This is a genomic window from Lacibacter cauensis, from assembly GCF_007830055.1.
In the GTDB taxonomy this organism is placed as follows: domain Bacteria; phylum Bacteroidota; class Bacteroidia; order Chitinophagales; family Chitinophagaceae; genus Lacibacter; species Lacibacter cauensis.
In genome coordinates this window covers 794,616-813,482 of sequence record NZ_VLLE01000003.1, presented here as the reverse complement: position 1 = coordinate 813,482, position 18,867 = coordinate 794,616, and the positions used below count along the sequence as shown (strand labels likewise).

Here is an 18,867-nt window from a genome sequence, read left to right as displayed (position 1 = left end):
ATGCGATACTGGATTCTAACATCCGAATATCCGCCTGAATATGGCGGCGGAATTGCGACTTATTGTTATCACAATGCGCAAATGCTAAAAGAAAAAGGTTATGAAGTTTCAATTTTTGTTACTTCAGAAATCAGTTTACCTGAAATTATCAAATTTGAACATGGTATTAGGGTAATCAGATTCAATTGTAACACCGAACAATATCCGCATCTTGGATATGAGACAGCAAGATCTTTTCTTTTTGCGAGGGCTATTGAAAACCACATGGCAAAAGAAGGAATTCCTGATATATTGGAGTCTCAGGAATATGGAGGAATTGCCTATTTCACATTGCTATATAAGCACCTGAATTATGCTTTTTTCGGCAATCTGAAAGTATTGCTAACGCTGCATGCACCCGCTTTCTTGTACTACGAATACAATAAAGTTCCCTCATACAGCTTACCATACTTTTGGATCGGAGAAATGGAGAAATGGTGTATTCATGCAGCCGATAAATTAAATAGCCCTGGGCATTTTCTTATAAATGCAATTCAACCTTTTTTTTTAGAATCCTTAACTGAGAAAATTTCAATAATTCGATATCCATATAAAAATGTTTCACCTGTAACAATTCAGCAAAATGAAATAAGAAATAATTGGTTTTTCTTTGGCAAGATGACTCCGCAAAAAGGAATTATTCCTCTCTTGATTGCATGCAAAAAACTTTGGAGTAAAGGATGGAAAAGAAAACTGATCATTATCGGAGGTGGGGATCACTATTATCACCCGGAAAATATGTTAATGTCTGATTGGATTAAGCTAAGGTTTTCCGCAGAACTAAGAAAGCAACAACTAATACTTCTTGGTAACCTTTCACAGGAAAACTGGACTGATAAAACGAAAAATGGAGGCATAATCATTATTCCAAGTATTGGAGATAATTATCCGTTTACTGTACTGGAATCAATGAGTAATGGGCAAATTGTATTGGCTTCAAAACAAGGTGGCCAAAGTGAAATAATCATACATTGCAAAAATGGCTTTTTATTTGACCATACGATCCATGGCGATCTTGAAGCCAAGATTTTACTAATCGAAAGCATGCCTTTAAACGAATTACAAAAAATTAGACAGGAAGCTGTAAGATCAGTTAACAACCTACATAACTATGATAAAGTCTTTTCAGAAAAAAAGACACTTATTAACAACCTATTAGAACAAGCAACTAAAAGCGATGTATTCCCTTTCTTACGCCCTCAAATAAAAGTTCGCAAAGAGGTTTCGGTAAAAGAAATAATAAATAATAAGTTATCTATCATAATCCCATTTTTTAACATGGGAAAAACAGTTAAAGAAACTCTTTCCTCTGTTTATAACATTGAATACGATAACTTCGAAGTAATTGTTATTAACGATGGCTCTACCGAAGAAGAAAGTGTAAAAGAACTAAATAAACTACAAAAAGCTTTCGGATTCCGATTGATCAATCAGTCTAACTATGGACTTTCATTTGCACGAAACAGAGGGGCAGAAGAGGCCAGCGGTGAATACATTGCCTTTATTGATGCAGACGATAAAATAGACCCGAAATTTTATCGAGCTGCAATCTCAGTTTTGCAATCTAAAAGTAACGTATACTTTGTTGGCTCGTGGGTAAGATATTTTGAAAATAGCAATGGCATATGGCCATCATTCACTCCAGAGTTACCTTACCTGCTTTACTACAATATGGTATGTGGCGGAGGCCTTGTTTATAAGAAAATAGCCTACCTAGAAGCTGGCAAAAACGATGAGGCTCTTGAGTATGGACTAGAAGATTGGGAGTCAGTTCTCTCACTCGTTAAAAGTGGAAGGCAAGGCATTGTTCTTCCTGAGCCATTTTACCAATATAGAATCAGAAAAGGCTCAATGGCAAGACGTTTTACTTCAGAAAAAATCCTTTATTCAATAAAATATATTACCAACAAACATTCAGATGTATTTAGCGAATATGCACAGGATTTGACCTTATTACTCAATGCTAATGGACCAGGCTATAAAATTGATAACCCTACATTGGACTATTCAAAAAGGAGATCGCTTCCAAAATGGCTACCATTCAAAAGTTTTATCTTCTATTCAATCAGAAAACATCTTCACGTAAAAAAATTTGCTTTAAAAATTTACAAAGCAGTAAAAAAATAGTAACATGTCATCAACAGTTTTAAGAGATTGGAATAACAGATCCAATAAAATTGAAAGGATTTGGTTATTAGCCAAAATAGAATTTAAACTAAGATATTATGAGAATAAGCTCGGCTTGCTATGGGCCTTACTTAAACCAATATCTGAAATCTTTATTTTTTACGTAGCGTTTGAAATTGTGCTTAAACAAGGTGTACCAAACTTTGTTTCCTTTTTATTTATAGCTTTAATCATGTGGAATTTTTTTGTAGAAAGTACTGCCGGGACAATACAAATATTGAACGCTAAAAAATATTTATACGAGTACACAAATATGAATAAACTTGAAATATATTTGTCTACTATCCTATCTAACTGCATTGGATTCTTTTTCAATCTTTCCCTTTTCCTTATTTACTTCCAGTTTCTTGATAACGGCACAGCAGAATTAAGTTTAAAATCGCTGTATATAATTCCAATTTTCATTAATCTAGTTGTTTTTTCATTGGCTTTTTCGCTTATTCTCTCAAATATCTATGTGTTAGCAAAAGACATTACACAAATATGGTTGGTGATAACCGGGGTAGGATTTTGGCTATCGCCAATTCTTTTCAAGCTGGAATTATTTCGGAAAGCATTACCAGGAGTAGATTACCTTAATCCAATTTCTGGCATCATTATTAACGCCAGAAATGTCATACTGTATAATAAGAACCCTGAGTGGGATTTAATGGCATTCGGCTGGGTATATTCCAGTTTCCTTCTCTTTTTAGGTTTAATACTTTTAAATAAAATTGGAAGCAAAGCTGCAGAAAAACTATAATTATTTTTAAATGAAAAACTCAACAGCATTACTAGCTAAAAATATAAGCAAGACGTTTTACATTTCAGAAGACAGCCACAACACGGTAAAACATCGCCTGTTCAACCTGTTCAATCCTCCCAGAAAAAAGAAAGTATCTGCATTAAAAATGACATCCTTTGAAATCAACAAAGGCGAATGTGTAGGATTGCTCGGCCGTAATGGTTGTGGTAAATCAACGCTGGTTAAGCTTCTTGCAGGTGTATACCCTACTGATACCGGCTATGTAAAAATTAACGGCAGCACCATGCTCATGAACCTTGGTGTAGGTATGAGTCATGAGTTAACTGCACGAGAAAATATTTATGTTTCCGGCTCGGTACTGGGTTTAAAAATCAAAGAAATCGATGCCATTTTTGATACCATTATCGATTTTGCCGAGCTTCGTGACTTTGTAGATACCAAGATTAAATACTTCTCTTCAGGTATGGTGGCACGTCTCGGTTTTTCCATTGCGGTAAACGCCGGTGCAGACATTATGTTCCTCGATGAAATTTTTGCAGTAGGTGATATGAAGTTCCAGGAAAAAGCTATCAAGGTTTTTGAAAGCTCCTGGATAGAAGGAAAAACAGTTGTGCTTGTGAGTCACAGTATGGATGTTATTCGTAAATACTGCAGCCGTGCAGGTTTTATGAAAAACGGCGAAATGGTTTACTTCGGCGATACCGAAAAAGCAATTGAACTCTACATGGCCGATAATCAATAATCGGCCATTATTTCTTTTTTGTTGCGGCTATAAACGAATAGAAAAATCCGGCGAGCATACAACCGAAACTTCGGCCTATGTATACTTCAAACAGCATGGATACAATAAACACGGTTACAACAAACAGATAATATCCATTAGTAGCACGTACAGCATCAACAAATGGCAATACAGCAAACGCTAGTAACAATAAAATAAAACCCCCAATTCCAAACGTCAGCCATGCATCGAGATAACTGTTGTGCACATTCTTTTTTGTTTCAATCGCCATTGCAAATTTTCGATCTGCATAAACTTTATTCATATCGCTTACACGATCGCCGATACCAACTCCGGTAAGCATATTTTGTTTTGCTAGCTCCCAACCACATTGCCATAGTGCAAGTCTTGTATTGGCCCCGTTCCATTGTGCACTGTCGAGTTGCATATCGTAATGGCTTTCGGCTGCTTTACTTTCAAACGTGAAATTGGTATATGCCAATTCTTTAAACCGCTGTACCGTTTTAGGAAAAAACTTAAAGAGCATAAACGCACCAATAACTAACCCTAAGATCAGCGTTGCTCCTTCAAGATACCTGCGCTTTGTAAATACATAGTAAAAAGCAAAAAGTAATGCGCTGCCGTACAACAATAACATGGCAGACCGGCTGGCTAACAGAAAATGAAAGACAAATAAAATAATCAGCGACACATAAAGCCAACCCTGCAGCGATTGTGCTACCGTTTTTCTTTGCAGCAAGTAAACAATACCGGCTATTGAAAGATTAACCAGCATCGCAACATAAATCGACTGTTGCCCAAAATGAACGGTTAAACTATCGTTGTATAGGAAACCGGAGTTGCCTGTTTTCATGTATTGCGAAAATGAAAGACCAAGGCTTACAACTGCAACACCGGTAGTAATGAATCCGATTACAAGAATGATACGATCAGCTAAATCTTTTTTTATAATAACAGTTCCTATTGCCAGCGGAAGAATAAAAATGGGCAACCTGATGGCTAACTGTGTTGCAGCTTCCTCTTTATCTGTTGACCAAGCTAAACTTATAACATGTAATAAATAGTACGCAGTAATTAAAATAACAACTGGCCGCTGTTTCAGAATCTGCAATTTCTCGTTGAGGCGATTATAAAAAAAAGAGTGTGCTACAAACGCCCCAAGTAGAATGTTAGAAGCAACCGGTGCACGGGGTATAAATAAAGAAATAAAAAAAACAAGCACAAGCCAGTAAAACGCTTTTTCCTGCCACTTTAACTGCCGCCCTTCTGCATCCGCTAACAATAATGTCTTCATAAATCAGGTTGTCTGCAAAAATACCTGTAAACAACAACAAGACAAGTTGAATCTCTTACGTTTTACGGTTACTATTCGTGCTCCGCAGATTTTCTAGAAGAATTTCTAATACAGTTAAACTCACTGGAAATTTCATCTCAAACCTGGTCGTAGCCGCTTTCGCAACGCACAACCTTGTTATGCACAACGTCGTAATACGATTGCAGGTTATCTGCTTCTTTATGCCTCGAAGCCAGTTCGTGATGAATATGAAAACAAATAGCCGCCAGTTTTAAATGCCGTTGCTTCACTCCATGGTTCACCAATCTTGCAGCAAGCTCAATATCTTCATGCCCCCATCCCTTCACATCGTTGTTATATCCGTTTACAGCTATAAAATCGCTTTTCCAAACGGCAAAATTGCAGCCTTTTACTTTTCGTGTATTATCAGGTTTGCCATACAAAAGTCGTGATGCCAATGGCAGACGTGTTATATTAAACCTGGATTTGATGCCCGACTGCAGTAACGAAAAATTAATCTGTTTACTCTTGAGTACTTTTTCGGTAAACTCTTTCGTTAACAAACCCCTGCTGCCTTTGATGTAGTAGCCTTTTTCTCTGAACTTAAGATGGTCCTTTATAAAATCAGGATGAATAATAATGTCACCGTCAATCTGTATAATGTAGTCCCCCTTTGCAGCCTTGAACGCTTTGTTGAGAATAATGGTTTTACGAAAACCATCATCTTCGTGCCACATATGAATTAACGGCACCGGAAATGAAGCCTGGTATGCAGCAATCAGCTGTTTTGTTTCTTCATTCGATCCATCATCTGCAATAATGACTTCACCGGGCAATACGTTTTGCTTTGATACACTTTTCAACACAAGATCGAGTGCCTGTGGCCAGTTATAGGTAGATATAACAAGAGTACACTCCATAAATACTTGTGGTTGGTTTAAATTGGTTACTTTATAATCTTTCGATAGTTTTTAAATGCAAACAATCGCTTGCCGGTAAGTTTTTCGTAGCTGTAAAGCAATCGGTCTTTTAACGACAAATGCTTTTTACTGATATCAAGTTCAACCTGCCAGTTGCGGGCAGCAATGCGTTGCTGCATCACCTGCGGATGTGTACCGGTAAATTTTCGCAACGCATCAAACTCGTTAAAATCAAAAAAGTCTAGGCTATTCAGGTGAGCTTCCAGCTGTTGATCATCGGCGTGGTAGAAACGCTGCACATTCTTAAGCTTACGTTTCATTTGTTCGGGGCTTTTTACCCAACCATAATGGTACACTTCTGCATCTATTTTTGCAACATCCAGTTTCTCCTCTCCCCGTCTGAAACTCTGCGCATCTTTATATGAATGAATACTCCTGTCGTTACGGATAATGCGAATCTCATCTTTATACCATTTGCGGCTATCGCCCACATAATCGTATGTACCATAAAAATGGAGGTAGTTGAATAAAAAACCATCTACCCGTTTATTGTTGACATACTTTTCGGCTGTTTGCCTGATGACAGCATGGTATTTTTCATGAATCACTTCATCTGCCTGGATGTAAAAGATCCAATCGGTATCGGCCGATACATGATCGATCGCTTTATCCGTTTCCAACGCATACACCCTTCCGCCTTTGCGAAGCGTCATATCCCAGGTTGAATACACGATCTTCAACTTGGGCGATTGGATACTGCGTATCAAGCCGTCGGTATCATCATCCCCTTTATCAATACTAACAATCATTTCGTCTACCACAGGCAACACCGATGTAATAGCCTCTACCACAGGAAAATCGTTTAAAACAGCATTACGAACAATGGTGACTCCGGTAATCTTCATGATGTATAATATCGCCAAAGTAAACAAATTTTTAGATACGTTCATTTTGGCAGAAATCCTGTTGAACTTTTCCAAAGCCGCTGAACATGAATGACACTAAACGGAACTTACCTTCTTTTTACCCTGTTTAACCCTCCGGGTACTGTAAACTTGTCTTACTTTTAAAACTGGATCGTGCTTTGAACCGTCATAACCTTTTACATCAATCATTTTATGAAACTGCTTTTAAAATATCTGGCTCCTTACAAAGGCCTCATTATGCTAACCATGGCTTTAGCCGGTGTTAACATTGGTTTTTCACTCATCGATCCTATTTTATTTGGTAAGCTGATCAACCTTGCAACAAGACATCTCGGTCAAAACAATACCCCCACACTAACAAAGGAAGATTTCTTTTTTTCCTTTACCTGGGATAAACCGGGAGTGTTATATGTACTTACGACCTCTATTACAGTTGCCATGATCAGCCGTATTGCCAAAGCTTTCCAGGATTATTTTCAAAACCTTACCACACAAAAATTTGGCACCAAAGTTTTTACCGATGGGTTAAAACATGCTATGAAGCTACCCTACCAGGATTTTGAAGATCAACGCAGCGGTGAAACACTTTCTATTTTAACCAAGGTGAGAACAGATACAGAAAAATTTGTTTCAGCTTTTATTAACCTGCTTTTTCCGGTTATTATTGGCATCATCATCGTGGCTATTTATGCATCATCGATTCACTGGTCGTTGCCGTTTATTTATTTTGGTGGAATTATTTTACTCGTCATCATCAGTAATGCACTCAGTAAAAAAGTAAAAGCGGTACAAAAAACCATTGTTGCACAAACCACACAACTGGCCGGTGCTACTACCGAATCGCTCCGTAATATTGAACTGGTAAAAAGTTTAGGTTTAACTGAGCAGGAAGTAACACGCTTAAATAAAAACACATTTAAAATTCTCGGGCTCGAACTAACAAAAGTAAAACGCATCCGCAGCATCAGCTTTGTACAAGGTACGTTTGTAAACACCTTGCGCCAGGTAATTTTATTTATGTTGATGTGGGTGATCTATAAAGGACAAATGGATGCAGGACAGCTGGTAACCATGCAAATCTTCTCTTTCTTTGTATTTGGACCTTTACAGGAAATCGGCAATATTCTGCTCTCCTATCGTGAAGCAGAAGCAAGCATTACCAACTTTCATAAGTTAATGGAAAAACAACCCGAACCAACACCTGTAAAACCTTTGCACCTGGGTGCTATTGAAACACTTTCGTTTAATAATGTTTCGTTCAAACACCAAACCGCATCGCAAAACGCTATTACCGATATCAACTTTAATGTAAAAACAGGCGAAACAGTTGCGTTTGTAGGACCTTCGGGGTCGGGCAAAACAACATTGATGAAGTTGTTGGTTGGTTTGTATCGACCGCAAAACGGAAAAATTTTATACAATGGTATGGATGAAAACTCCATCAATTTTGAAGACCTGCGCAATCAGATTGGTTTTGTAACACAGGATACGCAACTCTTTAGCGGCACCATTAAAGAAAACCTGATGTTTGTGAATCCATCGGCTACAGACGAAGAGTTAACCGATGCGTTAAACAAAGCAAGCTGCCAGCGTTTATTAGCCCGTGCAGAAAAAGGTTTGGATACAATGATTGGTGAAGGCGGATTAAAACTCAGCGGTGGTGAGAAACAACGTTTATCCATTGCACGTGCGTTGTTACGTAAACCAAGGTTATTGATTTTCGACGAAGCAACATCTGCACTCGATTCAATAACAGAAGAAGAAATTACCAGCACCATCCGTGATATCTCATCTCAGCGAAACCAGGTAACCATTTTAATTGCACACAGGCTCAGCACCATTATGCATGCCGATCGTATTTATGTACTGGAAGGCGGCGATGTGGTTGAAACAGGTAGTCACCAGCAATTACTTGAAGACAAAGGTTTATACTATGCCATGTGGCGTCAGCAAATTGGTGAACGTAAAAAATTAATCACTGCAGAACCCGGTGCTAACTAAAGCAGTTTGGCAGAAATTTTTTTTTACAGCAGACAGAAACCATGCAGTTTATTTACTTAAAGTGATGTAAATCACTTTAAGCTATTGCAGATAGGTTACCTTTGCAAAAATTTTTGCTCATGGGTTCCAGTAACAAGCCAAAGCCAAATTATTTATGGAGTATGCTTTCCATGAATTGTCCACGGTGCAGAAGAGGAAAGCTGTTTAAACCATTCAGCGCTTACAACTTTAAACACACGTTTGATATGCACGAAGAGTGCAGTGTTTGCAAGCAAAAATTTGATATGGAACCCGGCTTCTGGTATGGTACCGGTTATGTGAGCTATGCATTAACGGTAGCAATTTCTGTTGCAACATTTGTAGCCTGGTGGGTACTGATTGGTGTATCGTTCGATGATAACCGTGTGTTCTGGTGGTTGGGACTCAATGCTGTGTTGTTATTAATACTGCAACCCTGGTTAATGCGCTTGAGCCGCACTATTTATCTCTACTTTTTTGTACGCTACGACGAAGATTACGAAACTTCCGAACCGCAAAAATTTGATTACTGAGAATGAAGGTTGATGAGTAAGGTTAAGGTTCATTGCAACCTTAACCTCAACAATTATTCTTCCTCCTTATTCATCATCCAGCAAATGCTTCAAAAGGCTGGGGCGTTTTAGTTCCATATCGCTTAATTCCACATCAATGGCTTTTGTACTGAGGATAATTTCAACCAGTGAAAACAGTAATGATGCAAGCAAACTCAGCAGACTTAATGCAAATACCCATTTTGCTGCCACATCGTAATTACGAAAAATAAGAAACATACAAGCTACACAGAGCAAGAAACTAAGAACACCTAAGGCCTGCATGTTGCGGATATAGCTGATGCGCACACGTAAATTGCTGATTTGTTTGTGTAACAGCTTTTGCTCGGTTTCTTTTACATACTCATCGTGCAGCTTACGTACCAATGCTGCAATTGCCAGAAAGCGGTTGGTATATGCCAGCATCAGCAAGGTAATGGCAGGAAATAACAATGCGGGCGTATTGATGGATAAGTCGTTCATGGCTTAAAAATAATCAAACAAAAGAAAAGCTGCAGTAAACTGCAGCTTTCTTCACTTTTATCTTAAACCACGGAACTATTGAATGGTAACCGGAAAATCCACTTCTACATCTGTTTCACCCTTTGTTACAGCATCGTTTGCTGCCTTAACACCAGGCTTATGCTTTAAGGTTATTTTTAACGAACCGGTACTTGCAGCTGCAGTGGTAAACGATGATGTTGTACCCAGCGGCAAACCATTACCATCTGTATTCAGTCCGTTAATGGTTAAGGCAGCACCTCCGCTTACGGCGTAATACACCTGGTGATCTACTCCTTCAGTTACCACTTCGGTTGTAATATCTTCGGCTGGAGTTACGCTTTCATTTAAAAACTGTACAGAACAATTGTACACTTTTGATGGCGCTAATGTTACCGCCTGAATAACCGGAGCATTCCCTCCTACTCCATCAACATCTTTCCACGAATAAACCAACGCACTGCCACCCCCAACCGGTGTTAACGTAAGCTTTACTGTTGTAATCAGTTCTTCTTCATTTTCTTCTTCGTTATTTTTCTTTTTACATCCGGCCAGAATTAATCCGCTCAGCATCACTACTGCAAAGAGTTTGATGTGTTTCATTTTCATAACAATTGATTTAATGATTGTTTTTACGATTTGTGTTTGTGTTTAATATCAAAAGGTATACGTATACGCAGTGAAATATTTCGACCCATTTCATCGCTGAAATAGCGGAACGAATTCATGTAATCTCTGTAAGCTTTGTTAAGCAGATTGGTTACAGCTAAAATGAAACTGACATTGTTATGTTTCCATTTCAGTTTTGTACCCGCTTCAAAACCAAGTAAGAAATAAGCCGGCGGAGGATTAAGATAATCCGATTGTTTAACTGTGGTGCCGGGCACTTCAATATTACCCGTTGCAGGTACACGTGTTTGCTGCAATACCCATGTACTGTTGATTCCAATATAGGTATCGTTCAGTTTACGGGCATTGCCGAAATTATATTCTACCGCTGCTTCATATCTGTCGGCAGGCATTTGTATTAACCATTGCTTGTTGGTTTTATCCCATGCCCGTAACAACGATGCTTTAAGCGAAGAGCTGAAGTGCGCATCAAAACTGTAGGCAGCAGAAAAATCCAATCCGCTTAACCGTGCATTGGTTTGTGTATAGCGAAATGCAGGGAAAGCGCCACGAATGGTTAACTCGGGAGGAAAGGTTGGTTCAAGAAAAATAAATCCATCAATTTCTTTGTGATATATGCCTGCATCAATATCCCATTTACTGTTACTGAAAATAAAATTGGCAGCAATATTATTGGCTCGCTCAGGTGTTAAAGTTGCGTTGCCTTTTTCAATACGTGCCGCACCATGGTGCAACCCATCAGCATACAATTCATTTACCTGTGGTGCACGCCATGCTGTTGAAGCATGTACTGTTGCACGAAACGCTGGCGTAAACCGGTAATTAAAACCAATATTACCCGAAAGATTATTAAATAAACGGTCGGCATAGAAACGTACAGCGCCGTTATCAGTTGTATTGTAAATCGATTTCCGATCGAATCTTACACCTGCTTCAATATCAAGTTTGTTTTTTGTCCACTTCTCAATTACAAACAATCCGGTATTGGTTGATTCGTAATTCGGAATAAACAGCCTGCGTTCGTACTGATTGTTTTGATACATGAACGAGCCGCCGATTGTACCACGAAAGTCGCCGGTATTGAAATGATCCCACACCAATTCGGCCATACCAGTAGCAATGGAAAGATCGAGCTGCGGAGCATTGCTGCTGCTGGCAAATCGTTTCTGATCGTACTCCTGCCGGTTATTGTACTGGCCGGATACAACAAGATTCAACCGGCCGATTGTTCCGGTATTCTTCCATGTTTTTGCCTTGAGTAACTGGTGCTGAATATCCTGGTACGGACGATCAATGTTGTAAGAAAACCCAACGTTTTTAATATAATCGGGAGGATCTTTCGAAAGTATTGCATTCCACAAATCAGTTACGTTGCCTATATGTGAACCTGCAAAAATGCCCAGTCTTGTATTGAATTGCGAATAAAAAAGTTCGGTTCCCCATTCCTGCTTTTTCCAGCCCGCTGCTGCAGAAAAATTGTATTCCTCATTTGCCGAATTAGCTAACCAATAATTAGGTGTATGTGCGTAACCACCACGCTTAACTGTTCCCTGTACACGCCAACTGAATGCAGGTTTCCGTTCGCTGTTTCCTTCCAGCATAGCCGATAATACGCCCATGCGGTTATTGCTGAACAAAGCAGTATTCACTTCCCCGTCTATACCAGGATCATGCCGTAATAATTTCGGTTCAACCAATATTACACCACCAATGGCATCGGCACCATAACGAATGGCTGATGCACCTTTAATCACTGAAATGCGGTTGGCAATAAACGGATCAATCTCCGGCGCATGTTCATTACCCCATTGCTGTCCTTCCTGCCGTACACCATTGTTTAAAATGAGCACCCTGTTACTGTGCAAACCGTGAATCACGGGCTTGTAAATATTCGATCCGGTTTGCAACATGCTTACACCACTCACTTTTTTAATTGACTCTGCTAAACTTAACCCACGTGTTGCTTCCAGTGCTTTTCCTTTTACTTCGGCCGATGGAGTTGCTGCACCCGAGGCCTTGCCCTGTATAACCACTTCCTGCAGTTCGGTTACTGCATGCGATAAATCGATATCTGTTTCAAGATCGGTTTTAAGATGAATATGTTTCTCTGCGGTAACACAACCAGCATGACTTACTTCTAACGTGTACACACCCGGGCATAATCCCTTAAAACTGTAAAAGCCGTCTTTATCAGTGATTGCTGTAATCTTTAATTCCTTGATACGGATAACAGCGTCGGACAAATGTTCTTTTGTTTCAATATCGTTTACATGCCCTGATAAAGTAAGGGTACACTGTGCTGCAGCCGTTTGAAAGATCAGGCCGAAAGCAATAAAAACGATCGCTCGTATCATTTGAAACATGGTTGCAAATTTGCAACAAAGTTTCAAATTTCAAAACTTTATTTTTTAAGTGGCTGAATATTGCTGGAATTTTCACAATTCCTTTATGCATTAGTGTGTTTACCGAACCTTCAACATTGGTTTTACCTGCTGTGTACTTCCATTCTGGAAACGCATGTAGTAAACACCCGGTGGTAAAGTATAGGAATCAAAACTTACCTGGTATTTCCCTGCACTGTAAGTTCTGTCAACCGGTGTTGTAAGTACACGGCCCAGTGCATCCATGATCTGCACTAATGTATGCCCGCCTTTTGTTGTAAAGCTGATGGTAGTAGTTGAGGTAAACGGATTGGGATAATTGGAGATAAGTGTAATGCCTGCATTGCGGATATCGTCAATATTGGTAGTTGTACAGTTTCCGTTTGCACATAAACCAAGCTGCTGAAAGTTCTGCAGCATGATGGTTTGCAGTGTGATGTTATCAACACAAAACCAGTTCTGCAAAATGGTGGCATACACACTGCGAAAATCGTATTGCATGGGTATGTTATCGTTAACCGTTGCCGTTGCTGGTATGATTGGATTTACACCGGTAATACCGGGATTGACTTTGCTGCCGAATACAAACATCGGTGCTGCTGCTCCGTGATCGGTTCCTGTGCTTGCATTCGATTTGATGCGTCGGCCAAACTCACTAAACGTCATACCAATTACACGATCTTCAATACCTAACCCTTTCAGATCGTCCTGGAATGCCTTTACGGCATCACTCAAACGTTGCATCAGCGTTGCGTGTGTACCTGTTGCAGTATCGGTATTTGTTTGTGCCGAATGTGTATCAAACCCACCCATGCTTACCATGTACACTCTTGTTTTTAAGCCGCCTTTAATGAGGCGTGCAACAATTTTTAACTGATCGGCCAATGTATTACCAGTTGGATAAGTGCCTTGCGTTGGAACAGCTGCTGCAGCTGCAGAAATACGAGTTGCATATTGATTGGATTGTTTGGCAACCAAGCGTACATACTGCAAGGCATTGCCTGCTTTTGTTGCTGGTGCAGGATCTTCAATACCGTTGATGAGATTATAAAAATTAGTTGCGCTTGAAATGCTGATGCCCATGTTTACACTCGGCCCCTGAAACGTTAATGAAGCAGAAGAACCGATCTGTATCCCCAATGGATCGGGCATGGTTGTGTTGGGATAACCCGAAGGATAATTCGCAAACTGATCGTTGAGGTAACGACCTGTCCAGCCACTGTATAACTGTTGATCACTGTCACTTGCACTCATCCAGATATCGGTTGCACGAAAATGCGAAAAGTTGGGATTAGGATAACCAACGGCCTGCACCAACCGAAGTTTACCTTCGTTATACATTGTTTGCAAACCTGTCATGGAAGGATGTAAACCAACTGCATTGGTACCACTCAACGTAAGTACTTTATTTTGTGCAATAGCAATGTTGGTACGTGCATTATAATATTTACTGTATTGATCGAGCGGAATAACCATGTTCAATCCATCGTTCCCACCGTTGAGTTGAATAATAACCAATACACGGTCTGTATCTACATACGTGTTCAGTAATGCATTCATCACGGGGTTATCGCCTAACACCCGAAACGAAAACTTGTCGATGATGGATGGCAGTATGGCTGCCGGTATTGTGTTCTGTAAAAAATCTCTGCGTTTCATTGAATCAGATTTTAATTGTTAAGCCAACTGGTATTCGGCGAGGTTCATACAATACTTAAACAGTCCACGTAAACGTGTATTCACCACATTGTAGTTGGCTGTAACTGGCGATGCGATATAAATATTCCAGGCATTAGTCCAGTAATAATCGGAGTCCTGACCGGTTAACAGAAAATCTTTTTTCAATTGATCTTTTACCTGTTGCGAAAGTGGAATCTGGAACAGGATTTCAAACAACTCATTAATCAATTCATTGGGGTCGCCGGGATTGCTGAGCTTTTTTGTAAATGCTACAGCATCTATCACAATCTTTTTTCCGTTGCGTGTGTAACCATTGCCAATCATCAGATCGCTGAACTGATTACGTTTGGGCAACGTATCGGTATTTACCCATAATTCGTAATACTGTGGTACCTGGTAGTAAGCAGGCCAGCCCGCAACATTCGGTGGATCTCCAATGCTTTGCTGGTTGTTTGCAGCAACACTCATAATATAATTCCACATACCATAGGTATCTGCATACTCAGCAGCAGCTGTTGGAAAAACGACTTCCCATTCTCTGCACAATGCCACTGCATGATCAATCGGCGATTTAATCATTGCACCCCTGTTCAATACATCAAAGAAATGTTCGCTTTTAAACAGTGTGGTTAGTGCCGGTTTTATGTCCCAATTATTTGTACGAAGAATGAGTGCCAATGGTTCAATCACATTTGCATCTGCTGCTGCATCAATATCGTAATGCACAAAAAAGCGGTAGAGCTTCTTTGCCATAAATCGACTTACTTCTACATTCTTTGCAAAAATCATATTGAGCAAATCATCCAATTCCAGATCACCTGCTGTTGTACCGGTACGACCGGTTACTGTTGTATTGTTGTAAAAAGAAGAGAAGGTTTTCGTTGTTGCATCATGCCTTGATGATGTGAAGTAAGATGGAAATGTGTTCACCGTTGTATCAACCCGCCAGCCGGTTAATATTTTTGCTGCAGCTTTTACATCGGCTTCAGTGTAATTCGGATTATTTTCTTTTCCCAGTGTAAACAACTCCTGCAATTCACGTGCATAGTTTTCATCGGGAGCAGTTGCTGTATTGGAACGTCCGTTTAAATAAACCAACATAGCCGGATCGAGTGTAATATCTCGTACCAGCTGTTTAAAATTTCCCAATGCCTTTGTGCGCAACAGATTGGCGTGTTTGTATAATAAATTCGCATTGCTTACATCAACCGTTTCGGTTGCAAAATGATTGTGCCAGAACAAGGTCATCTTTTCCCTGATGCTTCTGTCTTGCTGCAACAAACAACCCATCCACCATTTTTTAAACGATGCCCTGCGGCGGCTTTGAATTGTACCATCGTTGTTTACGCTGTTGATCCAGGTTGCGCCGTTTGCGACATCATTATCGGGAGTAGCGGCACCGGTTACCCCATCATAATCTTTCAAAGGCGGATTGGGCAAAGCTGCAACAGGATTCAACAATTCATCTACTGCCTCACCCATTGTTTTTGCAGCGAAATAATTAATGTCGTCGATGCGGGCACCAAACATGGTGCGTTTCAGCAAATGGGTTATTTCTGATTTGGTCCATGCACCTGTGTACACGGCCAAACCGGTAGAAGTACGCCCTTCCAAAGGCAGAGGTTTTACCGAAGCCGGTTGCTTCGATTTTTTGGCAGTAAGAAATGCTCTACGATCCATAAGGCAGTTGGTTTAAGCAGGAAATCGATTGTTTGAGCTGATTAAGATACAAAAGTTTAACGGGCAGGAAAAAAACGACTAAACCTGTAGGAAAGGCATAAAAAAATCCCGTCACGAAGGACGGGATTACTCTGCTTTATTACGACGGGAGATTAAACAATGTTTTCAATAATGCCTGCAATGCCTTGGCCACCACCCACACAGGCCGTTACAATACCGTATTTTTTGTTAAGGCGCTTCATATCGTTGGTGATTTGAATCGTCAGTTTCGCACCTGTACAACCCAACGGATGTCCCAACGCAATTGCACCACCGTTAATGTTCACAATCTCAGGATTGAGATTCAGCTCACGGATAACCGCCAATGATTGCGAAGCAAACGCTTCATTTAATTCAAACAAATCAATATCGTTTTGGTTCATTCCGGCTTGCTTTAATACTTTGGGCACCGCTTCTACAGGGCCAATACCCATTATGCGTGGATGGACTCCGGCCGATGCACAGTTCACCAAACGGGCAATGGGTTTTAAGCCCAGCTGGTTGACCAATCGCTCACTCATCACCAACACAAAGGCTGCACCATCACTTGTTTGTGATGAGTTGCCAGCAGTAACAGAACCGTTCACTGCAAAAGCAGGTTTCAGCTTTGCCAGTGATTCTACATTGGTATCGGCACGCACACCTTCATCCGTATCTACCACATAACTTCTTGTTTGCTTTTTGCCTTTTTCATTCAGGTAAACTTCTTCAACCGTAATAGGCAGTATACCGCTTTTGAAATAACCGTTTTCAATAGCAGCTTTTGCTTTCATATGGCTGTTGAAGGCAAACTGATCCTGGTCTTCTCGGCTCACCTTATATTCTTTGGCAACAGCCTCGGCTGTTAAACCCATGCTTAAATAATAGTCGGGTTCATCTTTGGCAATGGAATAAGCAGGAACGGTTTTCCAACCTGCTGTTGGTACCAGGCTCATACTTTCGGTACCCCCTGCAATAACACATTCGGCCATACCCATGCGGATCTTTGCTGTGGCAATAGCGATTGTTTCCAAGCCGCTTGCACAATAACGGTTCACCGTCATACCCGGAGCATGAAAACCAACTGCACGGGCAGCAATGATGCGGCCAACCTGCAAGCCTTGTTCAGCTTCGGGTACAGCATTCCCCACAATCACATCATCCACTTGCTTCGGGTCGAGCTGCGGTACACTTGCCAATAAGCCTTTGATGACATCAATTGCCAAATCATCAGGTCGTGTAAAACGAAACCCACCTCTTTTTGATTTGCCCACTGCCGTACGGTAACCGGCTACGATATATGCTTCCTGCATAGAAATTTTTTTAGGTTCAATCGTTAAATAGTTGTTTATGCAACTTTCTAATTCAAAGTTAAGGCTTCAAAAGAATTCAATCCAAATCATTGTTGTTAATCTACGAACGGCAATTGAAGTTTATCTTCGCACGCATGTACCAGCTTATACGCTCCATTTTCTTTTGGTTTGATGCAGAGAAAGTACACTACTTCGCAATGAATGCACTGCGGTTTTTCTGCTCCATCGGCTTCATTAAAAAAATACTCGCTGCAAATTTTCAGGCAAAGAATAAAAAACTGGCTTTCGAAAGTTGGGGGTTAGAATTTAAGAACCGTGTTGGACTTGCAGCAGGTTTCGATAAAAATGCAAAGTACCTGCGTGAACTGGAAGTGCTTGGTTTTGGTTTTGTTGAGATTGGTACTGTAACACCAAAACCACAGGATGGGAATGATCAACCACGCCTCTTCCGTTTACCAAAAGACAAGGCCATCATCAACCGTATGGGTTTTAATAACGATGGTGTAAAGGTTGTTGCAGAACGATTGAAGAAATGGAAAGAAAAGCACGAAGTACAAAGTACGAAGTACGAAAACTCACCACTCACCACGCACCATTCACGGCTCATCATAGGCGGAAACATCGGTAAGAACAAAGTAACTCCGAATGAAGATGCATGGAAAGATTACGAGATCTGCTTTAATGAGTTGTTTGATTATGTAGATTATTTCGTAGTGAATGTAAGCAGCCCCAATACACCCGGTCTGCGTGAACTGCAGGAGAAAGATTCGTTACGTAAAATTCTTTCGCATTTGCAAACACTGCGTACCGAACGTTTGAAACTGAAAATAGATTCGGTTGTTGAAAAACCGATCTTACTAAAAATAGCACCCGACTTAACACAGTCGCAGCTGGATGATGTGATTGACCTTGCAAAAGAAATTCAGCTGGACGGATTGGTAGCGAGTAACACCACCATCAGCAGAGAAGGATTAATAACCGATGCTGCAATTGTAACCGCCATTGGTGCAGGCGGATTAAGTGGTTTACCGGTGAAACAGCGCAGCACCGAAATTGTGCAGTACATTACTCAAAAAACAAACGGTGAAATACCGGTTATTGCCAGCGGCGGCATTTTTTCAGCAGCCGATGCCAATGAAAAATTACAGGCCGGAGCCGTGCTGGTACAGGTGTGGACCGGTTTTATTTACGAAGGCCCTGCTATTGCTAAAAAAATCTGCAATGGAATAGCTGTTCAATAA

The 18,867-nt window shown here is 40.3% G+C and carries 15 protein-coding genes; 6 read left to right on the top strand and 9 right to left on the bottom strand.

The genetic code is table 11. The features are described from left to right. The 3 genes from IQ13_RS08750 to IQ13_RS08740 are packed head-to-tail and all read left to right on the top strand — an operon-like array spanning position 1 to position 3,713. A complete protein-coding gene (locus tag IQ13_RS08750; RefSeq protein ID WP_144885968.1) occupies positions 1–2,166 on the top strand; it encodes a glycosyltransferase in 2,166 nt (721 codons plus the stop codon). 4 nt (positions 2,167–2,170) lie between these two features. Next, on the top strand, positions 2,171–2,968 hold the full coding sequence (locus IQ13_RS08745; protein WP_144885967.1) for an ABC transporter permease: 798 nt from the start codon (positions 2,171–2,173) through the stop codon (positions 2,966–2,968). Between the two features lie 10 nt (positions 2,969–2,978). Beyond that, positions 2,979–3,713: an ABC transporter ATP-binding protein gene (locus IQ13_RS08740; RefSeq protein WP_144885966.1), complete on the top strand. Its 735-nt coding sequence runs from the start codon at positions 2,979–2,981 to the stop codon at positions 3,711–3,713. Positions 3,714–3,720: 7 nt separating this feature from the next. Here IQ13_RS08740 and IQ13_RS08735 read toward each other — a convergent pair whose 3' ends face one another. The 3 genes from IQ13_RS08735 to IQ13_RS08725 all read right to left on the bottom strand — a co-directional run bounded on the left by IQ13_RS08735 (position 3,721) and on the right by IQ13_RS08725 (position 6,832). Then, the gene (locus tag IQ13_RS08735) at positions 3,721–5,007 is read right to left on the bottom strand and encodes an O-antigen ligase family protein (protein WP_144885965.1); all 1,287 of its coding nucleotides are present in this window, start codon (positions 5,005–5,007) and stop codon (positions 3,721–3,723) included. Positions 5,008–5,144: 137 nt separating this feature from the next. Beyond that, positions 5,145–5,927 (bottom strand): glycosyltransferase family 2 protein, encoded by a 783-nt coding sequence (locus IQ13_RS08730; protein WP_144885964.1) that lies wholly within the window; start codon positions 5,925–5,927, stop codon positions 5,145–5,147. A gap of 26 nt (positions 5,928–5,953) precedes the next feature. Beyond that, complete coding sequence (locus tag IQ13_RS08725) at positions 5,954–6,832, bottom strand: glycosyltransferase family protein (protein ID WP_144885963.1); 879 nt, start codon at positions 6,830–6,832, stop codon at positions 5,954–5,956. 213 nt (positions 6,833–7,045) lie between these two features. Here IQ13_RS08725 and IQ13_RS08720 point away from each other — a divergent pair, with 213 nt between their 5' ends. Continuing rightward, entirely contained in the window at positions 7,046–8,854 is a 1,809-nt protein-coding gene (locus tag IQ13_RS08720; protein WP_144885962.1) for an ABC transporter ATP-binding protein, read from the top strand. A gap of 119 nt (positions 8,855–8,973) precedes the next feature. Continuing rightward, positions 8,974–9,405, top strand: a complete 432-nt coding sequence (locus tag IQ13_RS08715) for a DUF983 domain-containing protein (protein ID WP_144885961.1) — start codon at positions 8,974–8,976, stop codon at positions 9,403–9,405. Positions 9,406–9,471: 66 nt separating this feature from the next. On the opposite strand, the gene IQ13_RS08710 is transcribed toward IQ13_RS08715, so the two are convergent. The 6 genes from IQ13_RS08710 to IQ13_RS08685 form a co-directional block, all read right to left on the bottom strand. Next, positions 9,472–9,906 (bottom strand): DUF2721 domain-containing protein, encoded by a 435-nt coding sequence (locus IQ13_RS08710; RefSeq protein WP_144885960.1) that lies wholly within the window; start codon positions 9,904–9,906, stop codon positions 9,472–9,474. Positions 9,907–9,981: 75 nt separating this feature from the next. Continuing rightward, positions 9,982–10,533 carry a type 1 periplasmic binding fold superfamily protein gene (locus IQ13_RS08705; RefSeq protein ID WP_144885959.1) on the bottom strand — a complete coding sequence of 184 codons (552 nt, stop codon included), beginning with the start codon at positions 10,531–10,533 and terminating at the stop codon, positions 9,982–9,984. A 23-nt stretch (positions 10,534–10,556) separates the two neighbouring features. Then, positions 10,557–12,908 (bottom strand): TonB-dependent receptor, encoded by a 2,352-nt coding sequence (locus IQ13_RS08700; protein ID WP_158637356.1) that lies wholly within the window; start codon positions 12,906–12,908, stop codon positions 10,557–10,559. A 108-nt stretch (positions 12,909–13,016) separates the two neighbouring features. Next, the gene (locus IQ13_RS08695) at positions 13,017–14,594 is read right to left on the bottom strand and encodes a DUF1501 domain-containing protein (protein ID WP_144885957.1); all 1,578 of its coding nucleotides are present in this window, start codon (positions 14,592–14,594) and stop codon (positions 13,017–13,019) included. Between the two features lie 18 nt (positions 14,595–14,612). After that, complete coding sequence (locus IQ13_RS08690) at positions 14,613–16,295, bottom strand: DUF1800 domain-containing protein (RefSeq protein ID WP_144885956.1); 1,683 nt, start codon at positions 16,293–16,295, stop codon at positions 14,613–14,615. Between the two features lie 152 nt (positions 16,296–16,447). Then, a complete protein-coding gene (locus IQ13_RS08685) occupies positions 16,448–17,626 on the bottom strand; it encodes an acetyl-CoA C-acyltransferase (protein ID WP_144885955.1) in 1,179 nt (392 codons plus the stop codon). 134 nt (positions 17,627–17,760) lie between these two features. Here IQ13_RS08685 and IQ13_RS08680 point away from each other — a divergent pair, with 134 nt between their 5' ends. Further along, positions 17,761–18,867, top strand: a complete 1,107-nt coding sequence (locus IQ13_RS08680; RefSeq protein WP_144885954.1) for a quinone-dependent dihydroorotate dehydrogenase — start codon at positions 17,761–17,763, stop codon at positions 18,865–18,867.